This window comes from Wolbachia endosymbiont of Tettigetta isshikii, from assembly GCF_041154185.1.
GTDB lineage: Bacteria > Pseudomonadota > Alphaproteobacteria > Rickettsiales > Anaplasmataceae > Wolbachia.
On record NZ_JBFTEN010000011.1, the window covers coordinates 19,591 to 36,583 of the forward strand.

The 16,993-nt window shown below is 36.0% G+C and carries 16 protein-coding genes and 3 pseudogenes; 12 read left to right on the forward strand and 7 right to left on the reverse strand.

Annotated features, from left to right (window positions below; genetic code table 11):
* Positions 1–105 precede the first annotated feature (105 nt).
* From AB6N09_RS03065 to AB6N09_RS03100, 8 genes and pseudogenes are all read left to right on the forward strand, one after another.
* Positions 106–2,586 (forward strand): valine--tRNA ligase, encoded by a 2,481-nt coding sequence (locus AB6N09_RS03065; RefSeq protein ID WP_411131478.1) that lies wholly within the window; start codon positions 106–108, stop codon positions 2,584–2,586.
* A gap of 234 nt (positions 2,587–2,820) precedes the next feature.
* A complete protein-coding gene (locus AB6N09_RS03070; RefSeq protein WP_411131479.1) occupies positions 2,821–3,348 on the forward strand; it encodes a hypothetical protein in 528 nt (175 codons plus the stop codon).
* Between the two features lie 29 nt (positions 3,349–3,377).
* Complete coding sequence (locus AB6N09_RS03075) at positions 3,378–3,992, forward strand: coiled-coil domain-containing protein (RefSeq protein ID WP_411131480.1); 615 nt, start codon at positions 3,378–3,380, stop codon at positions 3,990–3,992.
* On the forward strand, positions 3,949–4,629 hold the full coding sequence (gene pyrF / locus AB6N09_RS03080) for an orotidine-5'-phosphate decarboxylase (protein WP_411131481.1): 681 nt from the start codon (positions 3,949–3,951) through the stop codon (positions 4,627–4,629). The genes AB6N09_RS03075 and pyrF overlap by 44 nt, the downstream gene beginning before the upstream one ends.
* 311 nt (positions 4,630–4,940) lie before the next feature.
* A pseudogene (locus AB6N09_RS03085) lies at positions 4,941–6,144 on the forward strand (phage major capsid protein).
* An 80-nt stretch (positions 6,145–6,224) separates the two neighbouring features.
* The gene (locus AB6N09_RS03090) at positions 6,225–6,464 is read left to right on the forward strand and encodes a hypothetical protein (protein WP_411131482.1); all 240 of its coding nucleotides are present in this window, start codon (positions 6,225–6,227) and stop codon (positions 6,462–6,464) included.
* A gap of 179 nt (positions 6,465–6,643) precedes the next feature.
* On the forward strand, positions 6,644–6,868 hold the full coding sequence (locus AB6N09_RS03095) for a hypothetical protein (protein WP_411131483.1): 225 nt from the start codon (positions 6,644–6,646) through the stop codon (positions 6,866–6,868).
* 100 nt (positions 6,869–6,968) lie between these two features.
* Positions 6,969–8,327: a DNA recombination protein RmuC gene (locus AB6N09_RS03100; RefSeq protein WP_411131485.1), complete on the forward strand. Its 1,359-nt coding sequence runs from the start codon at positions 6,969–6,971 to the stop codon at positions 8,325–8,327.
* A gap of 46 nt (positions 8,328–8,373) precedes the next feature.
* Here the strand turns inward: AB6N09_RS03100 and AB6N09_RS03105 are convergent.
* The 7 genes and pseudogenes from AB6N09_RS03105 to recO form a co-directional block, all read right to left on the reverse strand.
* A pseudogene (locus AB6N09_RS03105) lies at positions 8,374–9,262 on the reverse strand (Rpn family recombination-promoting nuclease/putative transposase).
* A 119-nt stretch (positions 9,263–9,381) separates the two neighbouring features.
* Complete coding sequence (locus AB6N09_RS03110; protein ID WP_411131486.1) at positions 9,382–10,158, reverse strand: hypothetical protein; 777 nt, start codon at positions 10,156–10,158, stop codon at positions 9,382–9,384.
* Between the two features lie 55 nt (positions 10,159–10,213).
* Positions 10,214–10,603 carry a phage tail tube protein gene (locus tag AB6N09_RS03115; protein ID WP_411131487.1) on the reverse strand — a complete coding sequence of 130 codons (390 nt, stop codon included), beginning with the start codon at positions 10,601–10,603 and terminating at the stop codon, positions 10,214–10,216.
* A complete protein-coding gene (locus AB6N09_RS03120; RefSeq protein ID WP_411131488.1) occupies positions 10,596–10,979 on the reverse strand; it encodes a DUF3168 domain-containing protein in 384 nt (127 codons plus the stop codon). The genes AB6N09_RS03115 and AB6N09_RS03120 overlap by 8 nt, the downstream gene beginning before the upstream one ends.
* A gap of 55 nt (positions 10,980–11,034) precedes the next feature.
* Positions 11,035–11,574, reverse strand: a complete 540-nt coding sequence (locus AB6N09_RS03125; RefSeq protein ID WP_411131489.1) for a head-tail connector protein — start codon at positions 11,572–11,574, stop codon at positions 11,035–11,037.
* 161 nt (positions 11,575–11,735) lie between these two features.
* Positions 11,736–12,062, reverse strand: coding sequence for an ECH_0659 family protein (locus tag AB6N09_RS03130; protein ID WP_411131490.1), 327 nt, complete (start codon positions 12,060–12,062; stop codon positions 11,736–11,738).
* A 555-nt stretch (positions 12,063–12,617) separates the two neighbouring features.
* A pseudogene (gene recO / locus AB6N09_RS03135) lies at positions 12,618–13,339 on the reverse strand (DNA repair protein RecO).
* Positions 13,340–13,596: 257 nt separating this feature from the next.
* Between recO and rpsL the strand changes: the two are divergent.
* The 4 genes from rpsL to AB6N09_RS03155 all read left to right on the forward strand — a co-directional run.
* Positions 13,597–13,971, forward strand: coding sequence for a 30S ribosomal protein S12 (gene rpsL, locus AB6N09_RS03140; RefSeq protein ID WP_411131491.1), 375 nt, complete (start codon positions 13,597–13,599; stop codon positions 13,969–13,971).
* A 5-nt stretch (positions 13,972–13,976) separates the two neighbouring features.
* Entirely contained in the window at positions 13,977–14,456 is a 480-nt protein-coding gene (gene rpsG, locus AB6N09_RS03145; protein WP_411131492.1) for a 30S ribosomal protein S7, read from the forward strand.
* Positions 14,457–14,477: 21 nt separating this feature from the next.
* On the forward strand, positions 14,478–16,544 hold the full coding sequence (gene fusA, locus AB6N09_RS03150; RefSeq protein ID WP_411131493.1) for an elongation factor G: 2,067 nt from the start codon (positions 14,478–14,480) through the stop codon (positions 16,542–16,544).
* Positions 16,545–16,555: 11 nt separating this feature from the next.
* Positions 16,556–16,993 (forward strand): GTP-binding protein (locus AB6N09_RS03155; RefSeq protein WP_411131494.1); only part of this gene is annotated, 438 nt, incomplete at its 3' end.

Consider the following 16,993-nt stretch of genomic DNA (forward strand, 5'->3'; position numbering starts at 1 on the left):
CTTTAAAGTCTAAGGTCAAGTAATATTTGTCATGCATAAAAACACATTAAAATTGCCGTATTTGCTTAGTTGTGTTAACTAAGAGCTTAAAATTGGAAAATATTTATGTTAGAAGAAAAATACAGCTTCCAGGAAATTGAGAACAAATACAATATATTATGGGAAAACAGCAAAATTTATAAATGGAGTGGTGAAAAGGATAACACTTTCACTATAGACACGCCTCCGCCGACGATATCGGGGAAATTGCATATCGGTCATATATTCAGCTATTGCCACACGGACTTTATTGCAAGGTTTCAGCGTATGCTGGGGAGAGATGTGTTTTATCCAATTGGGTTTGATGATAACGGGCTTCCCACCGAAAGATTGGTCGAACAAACCTATAAAACCCGTGCAAAGGAAGTTGGCAGAGAAAAATTTATAGAGATGTGCCACGAAGTTATTGAAAAATCAAAGCAAGAATTCAAGGAATTATTTAAATCCGTTGGCATTAGTTATGACTGGAGTTTGGAGTATCACACGATCAGTAAGGAAGCTGTAACGCTTTCTCAAATGTCGTTTATTGACTTATATAACAAGAGGTATGCATACAGGAAAATGCAACCCATCCTTTGGGATCCGGTTGATAAAACCGCAATTGCGCAAGCAGAAATAGAGGATAAAGTCTTTGAGTCATCCTTAAACACGATAGTTTTTTCCACTGAAGAAAATGAGCAGATCAAAATTGCAACCACGCGACCTGAGCTGCTTCCAGCATGTGTTGCAGTTTTTTGCCACCCAGAGGATACATGCTACACTCATTTAATTGGAAAAGCAGCTACAGTAGCAATAACAGAGGAAAAAGTTCCAATTATAGCTGATGACAAGGTCAAAATAGATAAGGGCACTGGACTGGTTATGTGCTGTACATTCGGTGATGAGCTCGACATATATTGGCAGCAAAAGCATAACTTGCCGATGAAGATTATCATTGATCAGGATGGGAGGATAAGTCTAGATTCAGTGTGTGATAACAATAGATCCCAGTGTCAAGGCACTGGGATGACAAGTAGTGTACTAAATGGACTGAAGGTTAAAGAAGCGAGGAAGAGAGTAATCGAAATTCTAACTGAAAAGGGACTTTTGATAGAAAGCACTAGCATTTTTCATTCTGTGAAGTGCGCAGAAAGATCTGGTGCACCACTTGAAATATTGCCTACTTATCAATGGTTTATCAAGACCTTAGAGGAAAAAGCTAAAGTGTTAGATAAAGTTAAGAAATGCAACTGGTATCCAGCTACTATGCGAAAACGCATGGAAGTGTGGATAGAAGGGCTAAATTGGGACTGGTGCATCTCAAGGCAGCGTTATTTTGGTGTACCATTTCCGGTGTGGTATTCAAAACGTAAAGGAGAAGAAGGCAAAATCATTCTAGCTGAAGTGAAGGATCTGCCTATAGATCCACTCAAGGATTTGCCGACAGGGTATAGTAAGGAAGAGGTTATACAAGATCAAGATGTAATGGACACTTGGGCCACAAGTGCGATTACTCCTCAGCTAAGTGCACTAGCAGTAAACAATGAGCTTCACTTACCGAATCATCGCTATGACAAGATATTTCCTGCAGATCTACGTAGCCAAAGCCATGAGATAATAAGAACTTGGGCTTTTTATACAATTTTGAAGTCACATTACCATGCAAACTCCCTGCCATGGAAAAATATCATCATCAGTGGTTGGTGTTTAGCTGATGATAAAAAAAAGATGAGTAAATCAAAAGGTAATGTCATCACTCCTCATGTAATACTTGAGACCTATGGGGCTGATGTAGTGCGTTATTGGGCAGCAAACTCAAGGCTTGGAGTTGATACAGTTTACTCTGAAAATATATTCAGAATTGGTAAGCGCCTCGTTACAAAACTTTGGAATGCCAGCAAGTTTGTTTCCATGTTCATGGAAAAGCATCAAGTGGTGAGAATAAATTCCATCAGTGAGACAATGGATAAATGGATATTGTCCAAGTTATACAAAGTGATAGATAGAGCAACGAACAACCTGTTGCAATTTGAATACTGCGAAGCTTTGGGGGCAATAGAGGAATTTTTCTGGAAAGATTTTTGTGATAACTACTTAGAGTTAGTGAAAAAACGTGCATATGGGGATGGGATAAACAGTGAAGCAAACTTGAGTGCTAAACAAAGTCTGGCATATGTATTAAACGTTATTTTGCGGTTATTTGCACCTTTTTTGCCGTACATTACGGAAGAGATATACCATCAGTTGTATAGCTATAATTCTGTGCATAATCAAAGCAATTGGCCAAGTAAAGAAGAACTGATCTATGATAAGCATTCTGAAGAAATGGGAGACAATTCTGTGCAGATATTGAACCTTGTGAGGAAAATAAAGGCAGATAATAATGTGTCAGTTAAACGTTTGATAAAAAGATTGACGATAAAAGCGAACATACGAGAGGATATGTTGAATCAATCCGCGCAGGATGATTTGCAAACGGTTTGCAATGCTGAAGTAATACAGCGGAGTGAGGATGTAACAGGATTTACAACTGAAAATGGAAAATTTACTGTAGGTGCAGAGTTATAATAAGCATTTTCTCCCGCAGGTAAGGGAATTTTAACAAGAATACACAACCATTATTGCCTTTTTATGGGAAAATAATGAGTAACTTGTTTAAAAAATCCAATGTACCTTATCTTGTAGCCAGTTCTTTAGCTACTCTTACGTTAATTTCATCCTTAGTGCTTGCTGTAACTTCTCAAGTACCTTTCCTTCTAATTCTTGCTTTGGCTACGTTGTCTGTTTTTGGTGATTGCACTTTTGTGTAGAGCAATTAGTAGTAATAAGGGAATGGAGATTGAGAGAAGTAAATTTGCTGAAAAAGAGCAAAGGTTAGAAAATAAAATATCTTTAGAAAAAGAAGCTGGAGAAGCTGCAAATAAAAAGGTAGGGGAGTTAAAGGAGCGATTAAATGAATTAATGAAAGAGAAGCAAGATTTAGATAAAAGGGCAAGAGGATTAGATGAGAAAGTAGTTCGGTTAGAAGCTGAAAAAGATAATCTTTCTGAAGAAAAAGAATCCTTAGAGCAAAAGTTAGAAGATAAAACGAATCTTATAGCCGAATTATGCAGAATGGTAAACGAATTTGAAAAGATAATAAATGCGCCTTATAAACAGGAAAAGAAATCACACCATGAACAACAAGTAAAAGAGTTGCATTGTAGACGAATACAAATGAAGGAGTTACGCTATGCACAATTGAAGAAATCATTGCAACTCAAAATTTCACGCTTATATAAACAGTTACGAGAAGAAGAAAGTAACTTAGCTAAAAAAAAGAATGTATAGCAAAACCAAAAAGGGAAATGAGCAATATTATGTATGGGGAACCAAAAAGTAGAGAATTTGATAAAGAAAAAGAAGAATTGCGATCAGAATTAGAAAAACTACAACGTAAAGTTGAAAGACTAACTAAGGAAAATAAAGATTTATCTGAAAAGTTAAAAGACACTGGGAATTTCCTTGAAAGTAAGTTTACTGAGTTGGAAGAGATAAATAAACGTCGTAATAACCAAGTAAAAGAATTTAAAGATTCACTTTTGGAAAAGTCCTTTGAAGGGAAACGATGTGAGGAAGCTTTGCTAAAAAAGAAAAAGGAAGAAGTGGGTTTTGTGCAACAGACGATAGAACATGTGATAAGCAAGGTAAGAGAATCAGCGAAAGGAAGCGAAGAAATTAGAGGTAATGATAAGAAAGTAATATTGCAAATAATTCAAAAAATAGAGTCTGTATTAGAAGAAGAAGTTGCTCAATATTTGCCAAATGAAGTTTCATATGCAGAATTTGATGATCGTGGATATGATAGTGGGCGCTCTACCACAGCTAGCCAGTTGTACAATACTATAGTAAAATGTCCTGACGATAATCGAGAACTTAAGGAGGTATACGATGAATCCAATAATATGCGCACTAGACACACAAGATTTGAATAAGGCCGTATTTTTAGCTAATGCTCTACGTGGTAAAGTTGGCATGGTGAAACTTGGGTTAGAATTTTTTGCTGCTCATGGTCCTTTTGGAGTGAGAGAAGTTGCAAAATGTAATATACCAATTTTTTTAGATCTGAAATTGCATGATATTCCAAACACTGTAGCTAAAACAGTTGAGGCAATCAAGGCTTTGGGTGTTGAAATATTAACGTTACATGTAAACGGTGGAACAAGAATGCTAAAGGAGGCTTTAAGTGTGGTGAAAGACACGAAAATGAAACTGATCGGAGTAACCGTGCTGACTAGTATGGGCAATGAGGATTTAAATGAGCTTGGAGTGACAAAAGAGGTGAAATCACAGGTAATTTTGCTTGCAAAGCTCGCAAAAAAGATTGGGCTGCATGGGATAGTCTGCTCTGCACTGGAAGCTCAGAAAGTGCGTCAAGAATGTGGTAAAGACTTTACAATTATTACTCCGGGAATTCGTGTAGACTCTGGTCACGACGACCAAAAAAGGACAGCAACACTAAAAGAAGCAATAAGTTCAGGAGCTGATCATATTGTAATTGGTAGGCCCATCACAAAAAGTGACAGTCCTGCAAATAGTGCGGAATTAATATGGAAATCACTCATTAATTGAGGTTGCAAAAAAAATTTAAAAAAGGGCTTGACATGAAAAAACGAACATTGTATAGCGTTATTGTCTTTCATATTTTTCCTCACTTAACTAAGTTAAGTGTTAAGTATTTAATAAGTGTGTGGTGTTACGTAAGTGGCAGCGCATAGTTTTTCAGTCTATATTCTCAAAAATTAAGTTTTTTTCTACTTCATTGGATATACTCTATGATAGGAAAAATTTTCAAGTTCCAATTCAAGCATTGAAATAACAAGCATAGACTACATTAGGGTATCATCCAACACAAACCGTTTTCATCTTCAAAGGAGGCTATTATGTCGCTCACTGATATCGCTCACCGTGTTAATGAATTAGCTTCATCGTGGGAGCAATTTAAATTAATAAATGATCGCAGACTAAAAGAAATTGAAAGCAAAGGGCAAGCTGACTCTGCAACGATTGAGCAGCTATGTAAGATAAATGGTGATATTGATAGTTGCAAAAAACACTTGGATTTAATCGAAACCGCAGCTCAGCGTCCAGAAGTGAGTACAGGTTTTAACACGAACAATAAATATTTTTCTGATTATATCTGCAAAGGAGTGGAAAGCGGCTTATCGCGCAAAACTCTTAGCGGAGATGATAACGATATTGGAGGATATCTAATTACTCTGCATATTGTAAAACGTATAAACGAGCGTGTAACAGACTCGTCTCCAATTCGGCAAATATGTTCCAGTCAAAGAATCTCTACTGAAACATTGGACTATATTATAGAAGACCGTGACCGTGCTAGTGCATGTTGGAGTGGTGAAACAGTAGATGATAAGGATGGTGGCAGTAAATCCAAGTATGATTTTACAAAAAATACGGATACGCCTAAAATTCAAAAAATTTCCATTACAACTTATGAATTACATGCTCAGCCACAAATATCACAAAAGCTGCTCGATGATGCGTTTGTCGATGTTGAAAGCTGTCTGGTGGAGAAGATTTCCGAGACTTTTAGTAAGGAAAAAAAACGAAGCCTTCATTAAAGATGAGGGCACTTTTCAACCTAAAGGGATTTTAGCTTATGACGATAGAAACAGTTATAATAAAATAGAGCAAGTTAAAACTGACAAATTGGATAGTGATTCAATAATGGTATTGTACTATTCTCTAAATGAATATTACTCTAAAAATGCATCGTTTTTGATGAATAGAAGTACGTTGAAGGATGTTAGGCTACTAAAATCTCAAACAGGTCAATACCCTTGGCAGCCAAGTTTGTCGCTTGAAGCTCCAGATACTTTAATGGTGATACCAGTGTATCAATCTGCTGATATGCCACCTGCGCCAAGCAAGCTGCCGGTAATCGCAATAGAAGATTTTAGAAAGGCTTATAAGATCGTAGATAGGAGAGGGATGAGAATACTGAGATACCCTTATACGAATAAACCTTATGTTAGGTTTTTTATCACTAAGCGTGTCGGCGGAGAGGTTGTAAATACTAGTGCTATTAAATTGCTAAAGGTTACAAGTTCAGACAAGCACTAAAATATTCTCTAAAATAGTTGATATGTTATGCTTTTTATGTTAAAATTAAGTTAATTTATTATTAATTTAAGAAGTAAAACATGTGGAAAAGCATAAAAAAGTTTTTTAAGCGGATTGCTGACTGCACGGGAATTTCATGGATTGCAAGAAAAATTTCGTCAGGTTGGAATAGTGTTAAAAACTGGTGGTCTGGTCAATCACATAAAAATCATTTAATTGAGCGAATAAGGGGCAGATCTGATGATTGGGGTATTATTAAAGAAAATGGTAGTAAGCAGTTGGTACTGCATGTAAGTAAAAGAATGTATGTGGAATTATGAGTGTAAAAAGTATCAATTATCAAGACCCATCAAAATATTATGTGCATGTCAGACATGATAAAGATACGTTCAAAGTTGCTTGTGGTTGACCTTCTATCATTAGCAGTGATACGGTATCTTTTATAATAGAGTCGGTAGATGATAGTAAAACTTTGTCTAGTAAGTTAGAAAGCATGAAAATGATGTTAGGTTTGAATGGTAAGCATACAGTTGGTATTATAGCTCAGTCACCTAAGGATCATATTAAACCTGCAGTTACAAGTTCTGCATCTAAGATGTCTGCAAATAATAGCAAGTTACCAAGCTTAGAAGCTGTTAATAACAATAGTAAACCTAATAAGTTGCTAGATAATCCATCTAAAGAACAAACTTATTTGGTCAAAAATTATTGTTTAGAGTTATAGCTTTAATAATTAAGGAGCACCTCTTTAGGTGCTCCTTTTTTTCTTTCCTATATAAATAAAAATTAGATAGGATTATGAGTACGATTTTTTTTGTATTCTGATGCTTTTCAATTCTATATTTCTTGGATTAAATTTTCTCTTCTTATTACTCTTTCTCCACGTCATCACAAAAAAGAATAGAAAACTGAGCGAGGAGAAAATAAAATCAGCAAATTTTGAGGGTAATTTGTGTAAGTTAGAACGTGAGCTTCAGGAAGCAAAGCAGGCTTTAACTAATAAAGACGAAGAAATGGTGTGTTTAAAAGTGAGCAATGCAGAGCTAGAGGTAACTCTGCAAAAAGAACGCGAGGAGAAGAAAAAAGAAATAGAGCTACTGACAAAAGCCGAGGAGAGACTCACGAATGCTTTTAAAGCACTTTCTCTTGATGCTCTGCAGGCGAACAATAATAATTTTTTGAACTTGGCAAAGGAAGTAATTGATGGCAAATTAAAAGAAACAGAAAACGATTTCAAAAAAAGACAAGCAACGATCAACGAAGTTGTAACTCCAATCAAAGAAAAATTAGAAAAATTTGATAGTGAAATACGCGAGCTGGAGAAAGAAAGGGTAGGGGCCTATGAAGGTTTAAAGGAGCAAATTGGTGCGTTGATGAACCAGACTTCTATCCTTGCTAATGCTTTGAGGAAGCCTCACATTAGAGGAAAATGGGGTGAAATGCAGCTAAAAAGAGTGGTAGAAATGGCAGGGATGGTTGAGTATTGCGATTTTTTTACTCAGCCATCAGTAGTTGATAAAAACGAGGATAATTTATTGCGCCCTGATTTGATAATCAAAATGCCATCTGGAAAGCAAATAATAATAGATGCTAAAGTGCCGCTTGATTCTTACCTTGATGCTATGTCACAAAATGATTTGCAGATACAAAGGGAGAAATTAAAGAATCATTCTTTGGCAATAAAAAAACATATAAATGATCTAGGCAAAAAAGAATATTGGAATCAATTTGAAAATACGCCAGAACTTGTGGTGCTTTTCCTCACAGGGGAGGGGGTTTTCAGTGCAGCACTGGAATATGAGCCAGCTTTGATAGAGATTGGGGTGGAAAAAAAAGTGATTATTGCAACACCGATCACTTTGATCGCACTGCTTAGGGCAATAGCGTATGGATGGAAACAAGAAATGATAGCCGAAAGCGCAAAGAAAATCAGTGAACTAGGTCATATTTTATATGAGCGCATCTGTACAATGGGCGAAAATTTTGATAATCTGCGCAGAAGCTTAAAAAGCGCTGTTGATCATTACAATAAAACTGCAGGTTCGCTTGAAGCAAGGGTGTTTCCTGCTGCGCGAGAATTCAACAAGCTTGGTATACATGCAAAAAATAAAGAGCTAAATGCTGCAAAGGAGCTGGAGTCTTTACCACGTAGCTTACACGCCGAAGAATTGAAGGTGGATTAGGCTATAGTATATTATACTTTTTGTCATTTAGATGTTCTCTCTGTTGCTATTTTTCTTCAACTTGAAGCATATTACTTAATCCTTCAATCTCGCTAATGGAGAGATTAGTACACTTGGCAATAGTATCAACATCAACATTATTAGCCAGCATTGCTCTTGCCACTTCGATTTTTCCTTTCTTTTCACCAATTTGGATGCCTTCTTCTCTAGCATCATCAAGCTTTTGAGCAAGAATAGCCTGCTCATCACGAATACGCTTTATCTCTTGTTCGTAGGATATAAATTCTTTTTCCGACCAATTGAATCTGTTTAGCTCTTCATATGCTTTCTTGATTATTATATCACTTCCCGTTATCTTTTCTAATTCCTGTTCACTGGTTTCCTCTGCATAATTAAAGCAGTAAATCCATTTTTCTACTATATTTTCCAGCTGATCTTGCTTCGTTTTTGGAAATTCAATGAACGTAAAATAAAAATCTTTTAAGTCATGTTCATTTGTCTCTTCATCACGAATGGTGTGCTTTGATTTATACTCGGACTTGTTAGGAAACAGGATACAATCTGCTATGGCAATAAAGATAATTTCTTTGAGGTCTTCATATTGGTCACCTTTATCAGCCTGCCTTGAATAAGCTTTAGCAGCATAGTATTGAGCACGTTTTTCAAAGCCTTTGGTTTTAGCGACCTGCATTTCGACGATCACTTGCACCCCATTTTCATCTCTACAGAGAACGTCAACAATACTTTGCTTTTTAGCAGCAATGTCAGGATCCAAAATAGTATTCAAAAACTCTATGTCCTGTATTGCATCTTTGCTAGCGAGCTCCAAGATATCATTGAGGAAATGAATAAGAATATCTTTATTTTTTTTCAGTACCAAAGATACACCTAAAGGCAACATCATTTTTTGGATCGAGAAATTTAGAAAATGCCACAGCTAAAATGCTTAAAAATATTAATAATTATACATTATTGCTCACAATTTTTCAACCATATTTTTAAGTGTTACAACTTTGTAAAAGACGGCTAGAGATCATAGAGTAATATGAAAAGTCTACATAGATCGACCTTTATGTGGATCTGTGTTTCTGCTTTCCTCAATTTGCTTTGCAAAAGATGTTTCTTGTTTGCTCATATGCTGAAGTGGCTTGGCAACTTCGCGTACAGCGGCAATAACCGCAGTCAAAAACGCTTTTAGCAGCGCACCTAAAGCTCCACCAACTGCTTCCCTGCCATACATATGAGCTTGCTTTTCATTATTGTCAGCAGTTTCTCCTGCTCTCCTTCTTGGATCCATTCTATGAGCAATAACTGAAAACAACACTCCCTTGATTGAGGACTTCATTCGTCTCTTTGCTTCATGAACATCTCCATCATGTGCCGTTTCATGTCCATGGCTTAAGTGTTTAGCGTTCATTAGCTCCTTTTGTTGCTGGGCAAACATGCCGCTTAGCACTTCTTTCATTATTTGTTTTCTTCTCTTCTCCATAACTCTTTTCTTGAATTCTGATTTATTGCGGGTGTGCTTTGTGGTTTCAAATTCCACGTCAATGTCTTCAGATGCTGCCTGACTATACAAAGTTTCTATGAGCCTATCTATACTCGGCTTTACTTGCATAGTTCTTTCGTAACTATCTAAATTATCGATTTCTTCGTCAATCTGGGTTAAAATATCCTCAAAAGCTTTTAAGTAGTCTTGAACGTACTGCGTTATGTCTTTCTCTTTAGGCTGCTCTTCTTGGTTTAGCTGATTTTCATTTTTCAAATTCCTCTCTTTTTTATCATAGTTATTTTCTTCACTTCCCTCCTTAAAAAGATAATTGTCATCCATAACTTAGTTAAAATTTTCACTAGTTACTATTGTATACGAAAAGATTAAATTAACATTAATGAAAGGTGGTTACAACTTCAGCACTAGCTAGAACCACAGTGAAGCTGTCAAAAGCAGTGGGGTCATAATACCTCTCATACAGCTCAACCGAACATCTATGCCTTATCTTTTCCTTTGCATTAAAACTAATTTCATAATCATTATTAGAGTTTAGCATAGCAGAATCACATAATAATTCATCTGCTAATACAGAATCTAAAATTCCATTAATTTTTATTGTAATGTGTCTGCTCCCAGCACAATCGAGGACTTTTCTCCAGCCAAAAGAGGAAATATCTCTTATCTCTTCCCTATTATTACGCAAAGTAAACCTTAAGTTTCGTATATTGTTCAGTACAACAAAATTATTGTCACGACCTTTAATTTTTAGTTGTAACTTACTCATTGTTACCTCCTTTGATAAAAATGTCAAAATTAATTGTTGAATGTAAAATTTCGTTGTGCTGATCCACAGCACAATTATTTTCCAAAATAGTCCCGTTATCAAAACCTTCAAGTATAAGGTTAATACGCTTCATAATGGAAAACATACTGTCTATATGATAAGTATATATGTTGCATGCAAATCTTGCCTTTGTAGCAAAATTGGACAGCATATGAAGGTTGCTATAACTTATTATGCTCAATTTTAGGTAAGGAATAGTAACCTGCTTAGGTAGGTAATCATAAATGTTGGTAACGTATTTATTTAAATCAGAATTTGCCTTTAGTGCTGTATAAATACTGTTGTATAACTCATTTATAACTTGAATTTTTTTCATAATTAACCTTCTTAAAAATACAGTTAACACAGAGGGGGCGGGATAGCAAAAAAAGCTACAATACAACTCGTGGTTCACGAAATGGGGAATATACTCCCTTCACTTCGGATAAATAGCTCTTCACTTCTGATTCGCGATTTTTATAAAGAGCAGAAACATGCTGCATAATACCTAGTTTTATCTGCTCAGGAACGTTGTCATAGCCAGCTTCATACACAACATCAACTCTTATTGCATTCAAATGACTGAAAAATTCAATGTAGCTTCCTACATCGCTGAAATAATATCTAGGTGTCCTCTTCTCTTGATTTTTAGACATCGTTGCAGTAACAGACATTATTATTCTCACAGGACCATAGTTTAAATAGATCCTATGAGGTATATAGTCTTCATACGAAACTTGCCACGTTTGTTTAACCAGCGACTTTTCGGTATACCATTCAGCATAGTCGGTTGCCACAGAAATGAGGCTTGAGATCAATTTGTCATCTTGATAGTTCTCAACACGTAAAAAAGATTTAACTTCTTCCAAAGTAACCGGAAGAGATTTAGATTTGGATTTACGTTGTACATGTATCTTTGGTGAAGTAGACATAATAACCTCCTGTTTATGTATGACTAAAACTTGTTATTCCAACCAATGGATCTATGCTGTAAATAAATCACAGGTAAACTCATCTTAGCTAAATTTCTTGCATTTAATATTAAGTTAAATCTGTATGGTAGCAACCCTAAGTTCTTGAAACTTTTGATTTGCTATAAGTTCTTTATCGTATGTTCTACTACATTTAGGAGAGAGCGTATTAAAGCTGTTTCTCCCTTTTTATTGATAAAATTTGAACTTACAACATATTCAACTAGGCTGGATTTCAGCGAGTTAACATTTTGGGAATGAATGTTGTTGAAGATGGTGTTTAACTCCTTAGTAAGCAAACTGCGAAATTTTTGCATGCTATCGTATGTGATATTTTCAAGTTCATGCGGAAATTTATCTTGAGCTACTGTGGTTATATCTTCAATTTCTTCATTGAATTCCTCCAGCCTTTTTCCCTTACTCTTAAGGTTTTTTGCAAAAGCTTTCATACCTATCAAATTTAACTACTATTATGATTATAATGACAATGAAGAAACTACCGAAGTAAAAAATTTATGCCAACATGTTACTGCTCATCCCAGCGCTCCTTCCACTGTCATCCAAGTAGCTCCTTCTTCTCTCATTCCAACACTCTCTTCCTGTCATTCCAGTACTTGACACTGGAATCTAAGATACTACTTTAATAATAAATATTTAAGAAACTTACTCAGCAGAAAAAAAAGACAAAAGAACCCCGTAGTAGAAGTTGCTCACTCTCTAATCCTGAAAATTGACGTACTATACTATCTTAACGACTTATAAGCGGGTTTCAGCTTGTATAGGGAAAAACCTAGAAGTCTAGGTGAAATTAATAAAGACATAAGGTGCACATAGTGCAAAAAATTAAACATAAGACGCTAACCATAATACTCTTGTCGTTTAGTCTGCACAGATTAAGATAACTGAATATCTCAAGTTTCATGATAAGGATAATGGCGAAGGTTGTCAAGTAGTTTTTTTTGTTTTATGGCATGTTAAAATTGGTTTGCTGTGCAGGAGTTCTGCTAAAGCGAAAGCATGAGGTCTCTTGACTCTGGAAATCTCATGTTTAGCCGCGAAAATAGGTACTTATTTAGAAAATATCCTGTGACTTTCAGCCCTAACTGAAATTCTCGATATGAATAGCTGTTTTGTAGGTTATTATTGTATACATCATGCAGCATTTGCGGAAAAGGCAGCAGTTTATCTGCATAATAATCTCCTGCTTGTTTTGACACTGCTCTGCCGGTTTTTGGAGAAATAAATTGTAAATCTTCTTGAGCACCTGTCACAGCGCATTTGGATAAATCTAGCTTAAATCCAAGCTGTGTAAGAAGCAAAAGCTCTAAGTTGAGATAATGGCCTTGCCAGGACTCATTGTTGTGCTTGATTACATCGATGAAGTTTGAAAATTATCGTACAGTACAGCATAAGGCTCACTTTCTGGGAGCACTTTCTCCAAAATAGAAGGGAAAGAAACAATAGTGATGCTTTTTAGCCTGTCCTGAAAGAAATGGTGGGATGGAGATTCAATCAGTTCGCATTTAAAAAATCCCAGATTTTCACGTAGTTTAGCACTCCATTCTGCATGTAATAGATTACTTATTTGAAACTTGTAGTTACTATCGTCTGTTATCCTGGTTAATCACCTGCGCTTTCCGTGATTTTTTGTAAACAGAGAAAGAACTAAGTTTTTATCACCGTGCTTTTTAATGGCTATAACGATGCCTTCATCTTTCCATCTCATTTGGAGTGTATTGACCGTATACTATTATATAGTAGTAAAATTAGTACAGCAAATTCTAAGCTCAAGAATCAGAGGTGCTTAAATTATGAAACTAAGATCTTTTCATGATGCCATCGAGCAAATGCGATTATTAAGCAGCGATCGTAGAGGTTGAGCTAAAATTATTAGAATAGTAACGTTTATTTTTATATTGACTATTGAGGTTTATTATTTTATAACTGTGGCATAAGTTATTTTATGAGCTTGGTTTTTAATATATGCCTACGATAAATCAGTTAGTACGCAAGGGTAGATTGAAATTATCATGTAAGAAAAAGGTACCAGCCTTGGGAAAAAACAACCCTCAGAGGAGAGGTGTTTGCACTAAGGTGTATACTACAACTCCTAGGAAACCTAACTCAGCATTACGTAAGGTAGCTAGAGTAAGGGTTAGTGGATATGGTGAAGTGACAGCTTATATACCTGGTGAGGGTCATAATTTACAAGAGCACTCTGTTGTTTTAATACGTGGGGGGAGAGTTAAAGATTTACCAGGTGTGCGTTATCACATAATAAGAGGTGCTCTTGATTTGCGTGGCGTTCAAAATCGGAAGAAAGCTCGTTCAAAATATGGTGTAAAGAAGTCTGGTTAAAGTTTATGGCTCGTCGTAATAAAGCAAGAAAGAGAGAAATAGTTCCTGATTCACGTTACAGTAGTGTTTTGTTGATGCGTTTCATTAATGTAATTATGAAATGTGGTAAAAAATCCATTGCAGAAAAAATTGTATATGGTGCTTTATCTTCAGCTGAAAAGAAAATAAATGAAAGCGGGATATCAATTTTTGAAACAGCGGTAGAAAATGTTACACCTTCTGTAGAAGTACGTTCTCGTCGTATTGGCGGTGCAACTTATCAAGTACCTTGTGAAGTTAGAAAAGATAGAGCAATTTCTTTAGCATTAAGGTGGATTGCTAAAGCTGCTTCTGTTGCTAGAAAGAAGAGTGGCAAAACTTCTGCTGATTGTCTGCAATCTGAAATAATAGATGCTTATAATAAGCGCGGTGGTGCGTTTAAGATGTATGAGGAAAAATATAAAATGGCTGAAGCTAATAAGGCCTTTTCCCATCTTCGTTTTTGATGTTGGCTAATTAATAGTAATATGGAAATTAATATATCTAAATACAGGAATATAGGTATAATGGCTCATATAGATGCTGGTAAGACTACCACAACAGAGCGTATTTTATTTTATACTGGTAAACAAAACAGAATTGGTGAAGTGCATGATGGTGCAGCTTCTATGGATTGGATGGAGCAGGAGAAAGAGCGTGGTATTACAATCACATCTGCTGCAACAACTTGTTTTTGGAATAATCATAGAATCAATATAATAGACACTCCCGGACACGTTGACTTTACTATCGAAGTTGAAAGGTCTTTACGAGTTTTAGATGGTGCAGTTGCTGTATTTGATGGGGTTGCAGGAGTTGAGCCTCAATCTGAGACTGTTTGGCGTCAAGCTGATAAGTATAATGTCCCTCGTATCTGTTTTGTCAACAAAATGGATAGAATAGGAGCCAATTTTTATCGATGCGTTGATATGATTAAGAGTAAGCTTGGAGCAGTGCCTCTAGTCATTCAGCTACCGATAGGGAGTGAGAAGGATTTTAAGGGCATAGTAGATCTTATTTCTATGAAGGCTATTATATGGGAAGAAGAGACGTTAGGTGCTAAATTTTTCTATGAAGATATTCCTTCTGATTTGCTTGATAAAGCTCAAGAGTATCGAAATCTTTTATTAGATACCGCTGCTGGGATGGATGATGAAGGAATGAACACTTATTTTGAATCTAATGACCTGCCAGTAGATTTGCTGAAGAAATGTGTGAGGAGCGGAGCTATTAAAGGAGCGTTTGTTCCTGTATTATGTGGATCAGCTTTTAAAAATAAAGGAGTACAGCCGCTTTTAGATGGTATAGTTGATTTTCTACCTTCCCCTATTGATGTTGATGAAATTGTTGGAACTAGTCCTAAAGATTCAGAAAAGAAAATTGCGATTAAACCTTCAGAGCAACAAACTTTTCTTGCTCTTGCATTTAAAGTGATGACAGATAAATTTGTGGGTAGCTTAACGTTTATTCGTATTTATTCAGGTAAGTTGAAGTCTAAATCTACTGTGTTGAATGCGGTAAAAAATGAGACTGAAGGAATTGGTAGAATGTTGCTTATGCATGCGAACAACAGGGAAGATATAAACGAAGCTAAAGTTGGGGATATAGTTGCCTTAGTTGGATTGAAAAAAACAATTACTGGTGATACTTTATGTTCGCATGATTTTCCTATATTATTAGAGCGTATGGAATTTCCTGAGCCTGTTATTGAAATTGCTGTGGAGCCTAAGACTACTTTAGATCAGGAAAAATTAGGTACTGCTTTAAATAGATTAGTTGCAGAGGATCCTTCTTTAAGAATGTCGGTAAATGCAGAAAGTGGTCAGACTATATTAAAAGGCATGGGTGAATTGCATCTTGAAATTATTACAGATAGAGTAAAGCGTGAGTTTAACGTTGATGTTAATATTGGTGCACCTCAGGTTGCATATCGTGAAACTATTACTAAATCTGTTGAAATTGATTACACTCACAAAAAACAATCAGGTGGTGCTGGTCAATTTGCCAGAGTAAAGATCTTATTTGAACCTCTTGAGCCTGGTTCTGGATTTCAATTTGAAAGTAAAATTGTGGGTGGTGCAATTCCAAAAGAATACATTCCCGGTGTGCAAAATGGTTTGGAGTTGATAAAAGAGGGAGGAATGATCTCTGGCTTCCCAGTTATTGATTTTAAGGCTACTCTTATTGATGGCGCGTTTCATGAAGTTGACTCAAGTCCTTTAGCTTTTGAACTAGCTGCCAAAGGTGCTTTTAAGGAAATGGCAAATAAAGCTGGTCCAAAGATATTAGAGCCTATAATGAAGGTTGAAATTATTACACCTGAGGTGTATATGGGTGATATTATGGGTGATGTAAATAGTAGAAGAGGACAAGTTTCAAGTATGGAAACGCATAATAATAGTGCTATAATTCTTGCTTTAGTGCCTCTTGCAAGTATGTTTGGTTATATAAATGTTTTGCGTTCTATATCTCAAGGAAGGGCTCAATATAGTATGCATTTTTTTTGTTATGAACAAGTGCCACAGTATGTGGTTGATGAGTTAAGGTATAATTAAGGGTAACAATTATGACAACAGCAGTAGAAGCTACAACAAAAGTAGTAGAAGCATTTGGCAAGCCGCATATGAATGTGGGGACAATAGGGCATGTGGATCATGGGAAGACGACATTGACAGCTGCGATAACAAAGTATTATGGGAATTTTGTAGCATACGATCAAATAGATAAAGCACCAGAAGAGAGGAAAAGAGGCATAACGATCGCAACAGCACACGTTGAATATCAGACGGAAAAGAGGCATTATGCACACGTTGATTGTCCTGGGCATGCTGATTATGTAAAAAATATGATAGTTGGTGCAGCGCAGATGGATGCAGCAATATTGGTAGTGTCGGGGGTTGATGGTCCGATGCCACAAACAAGGGAACACATATTACTGGCAAAGCAAGTTGGTGTTAAGCATATTGTGGTATACATAAATAAAGCTGATGTTGCTGATCACGAT

Excerpts from the sequence above, each read along its gene's own strand:
- AB6N09_RS03125 (WP_411131489.1), bottom strand. The coding sequence starts at position 11,574 with ATGTCTACTTCACCAAAGATACATGTACAACGTAAATCCAAATCTAAA.
- rpsG (WP_411131492.1), top strand. The coding sequence starts at position 13,977 with ATGGCTCGTCGTAATAAAGCAAGAAAGAGAGAAATAGTTCCTGATTCA.
- AB6N09_RS03110 (WP_411131486.1), bottom strand. The coding sequence starts at position 10,158 with ATGGATGACAATTATCTTTTTAAGGAGGGAAGTGAAGAAAATAACTAT.
- AB6N09_RS03130 (WP_411131490.1), bottom strand. The coding sequence starts at position 12,062 with ATGAAAGCTTTTGCAAAAAACCTTAAGAGTAAGGGAAAAAGGCTGGAG.
- AB6N09_RS03075 (WP_411131480.1), top strand. The coding sequence starts at position 3,378 with ATGTATGGGGAACCAAAAAGTAGAGAATTTGATAAAGAAAAAGAAGAA.
- AB6N09_RS03065 (WP_411131478.1), top strand. The coding sequence starts at position 106 with ATGTTAGAAGAAAAATACAGCTTCCAGGAAATTGAGAACAAATACAAT.
- AB6N09_RS03095 (WP_411131483.1), top strand. The coding sequence starts at position 6,644 with ATGATGTTAGGTTTGAATGGTAAGCATACAGTTGGTATTATAGCTCAG.
- AB6N09_RS03100 (WP_411131485.1), top strand. The coding sequence starts at position 6,969 with ATGCTTTTCAATTCTATATTTCTTGGATTAAATTTTCTCTTCTTATTA.
- fusA (WP_411131493.1), top strand. The coding sequence starts at position 14,478 with ATGGAAATTAATATATCTAAATACAGGAATATAGGTATAATGGCTCAT.
- AB6N09_RS03090 (WP_411131482.1), top strand. The coding sequence starts at position 6,225 with ATGTGGAAAAGCATAAAAAAGTTTTTTAAGCGGATTGCTGACTGCACG.
- AB6N09_RS03120 (WP_411131488.1), bottom strand. The coding sequence starts at position 10,979 with ATGAAAAAAATTCAAGTTATAAATGAGTTATACAACAGTATTTATACA.
- AB6N09_RS03115 (WP_411131487.1), bottom strand. The coding sequence starts at position 10,603 with ATGAGTAAGTTACAACTAAAAATTAAAGGTCGTGACAATAATTTTGTT.
- pyrF (WP_411131481.1), top strand. The coding sequence starts at position 3,949 with ATGAATCCAATAATATGCGCACTAGACACACAAGATTTGAATAAGGCC.
- rpsL (WP_411131491.1), top strand. The coding sequence starts at position 13,597 with ATGCCTACGATAAATCAGTTAGTACGCAAGGGTAGATTGAAATTATCA.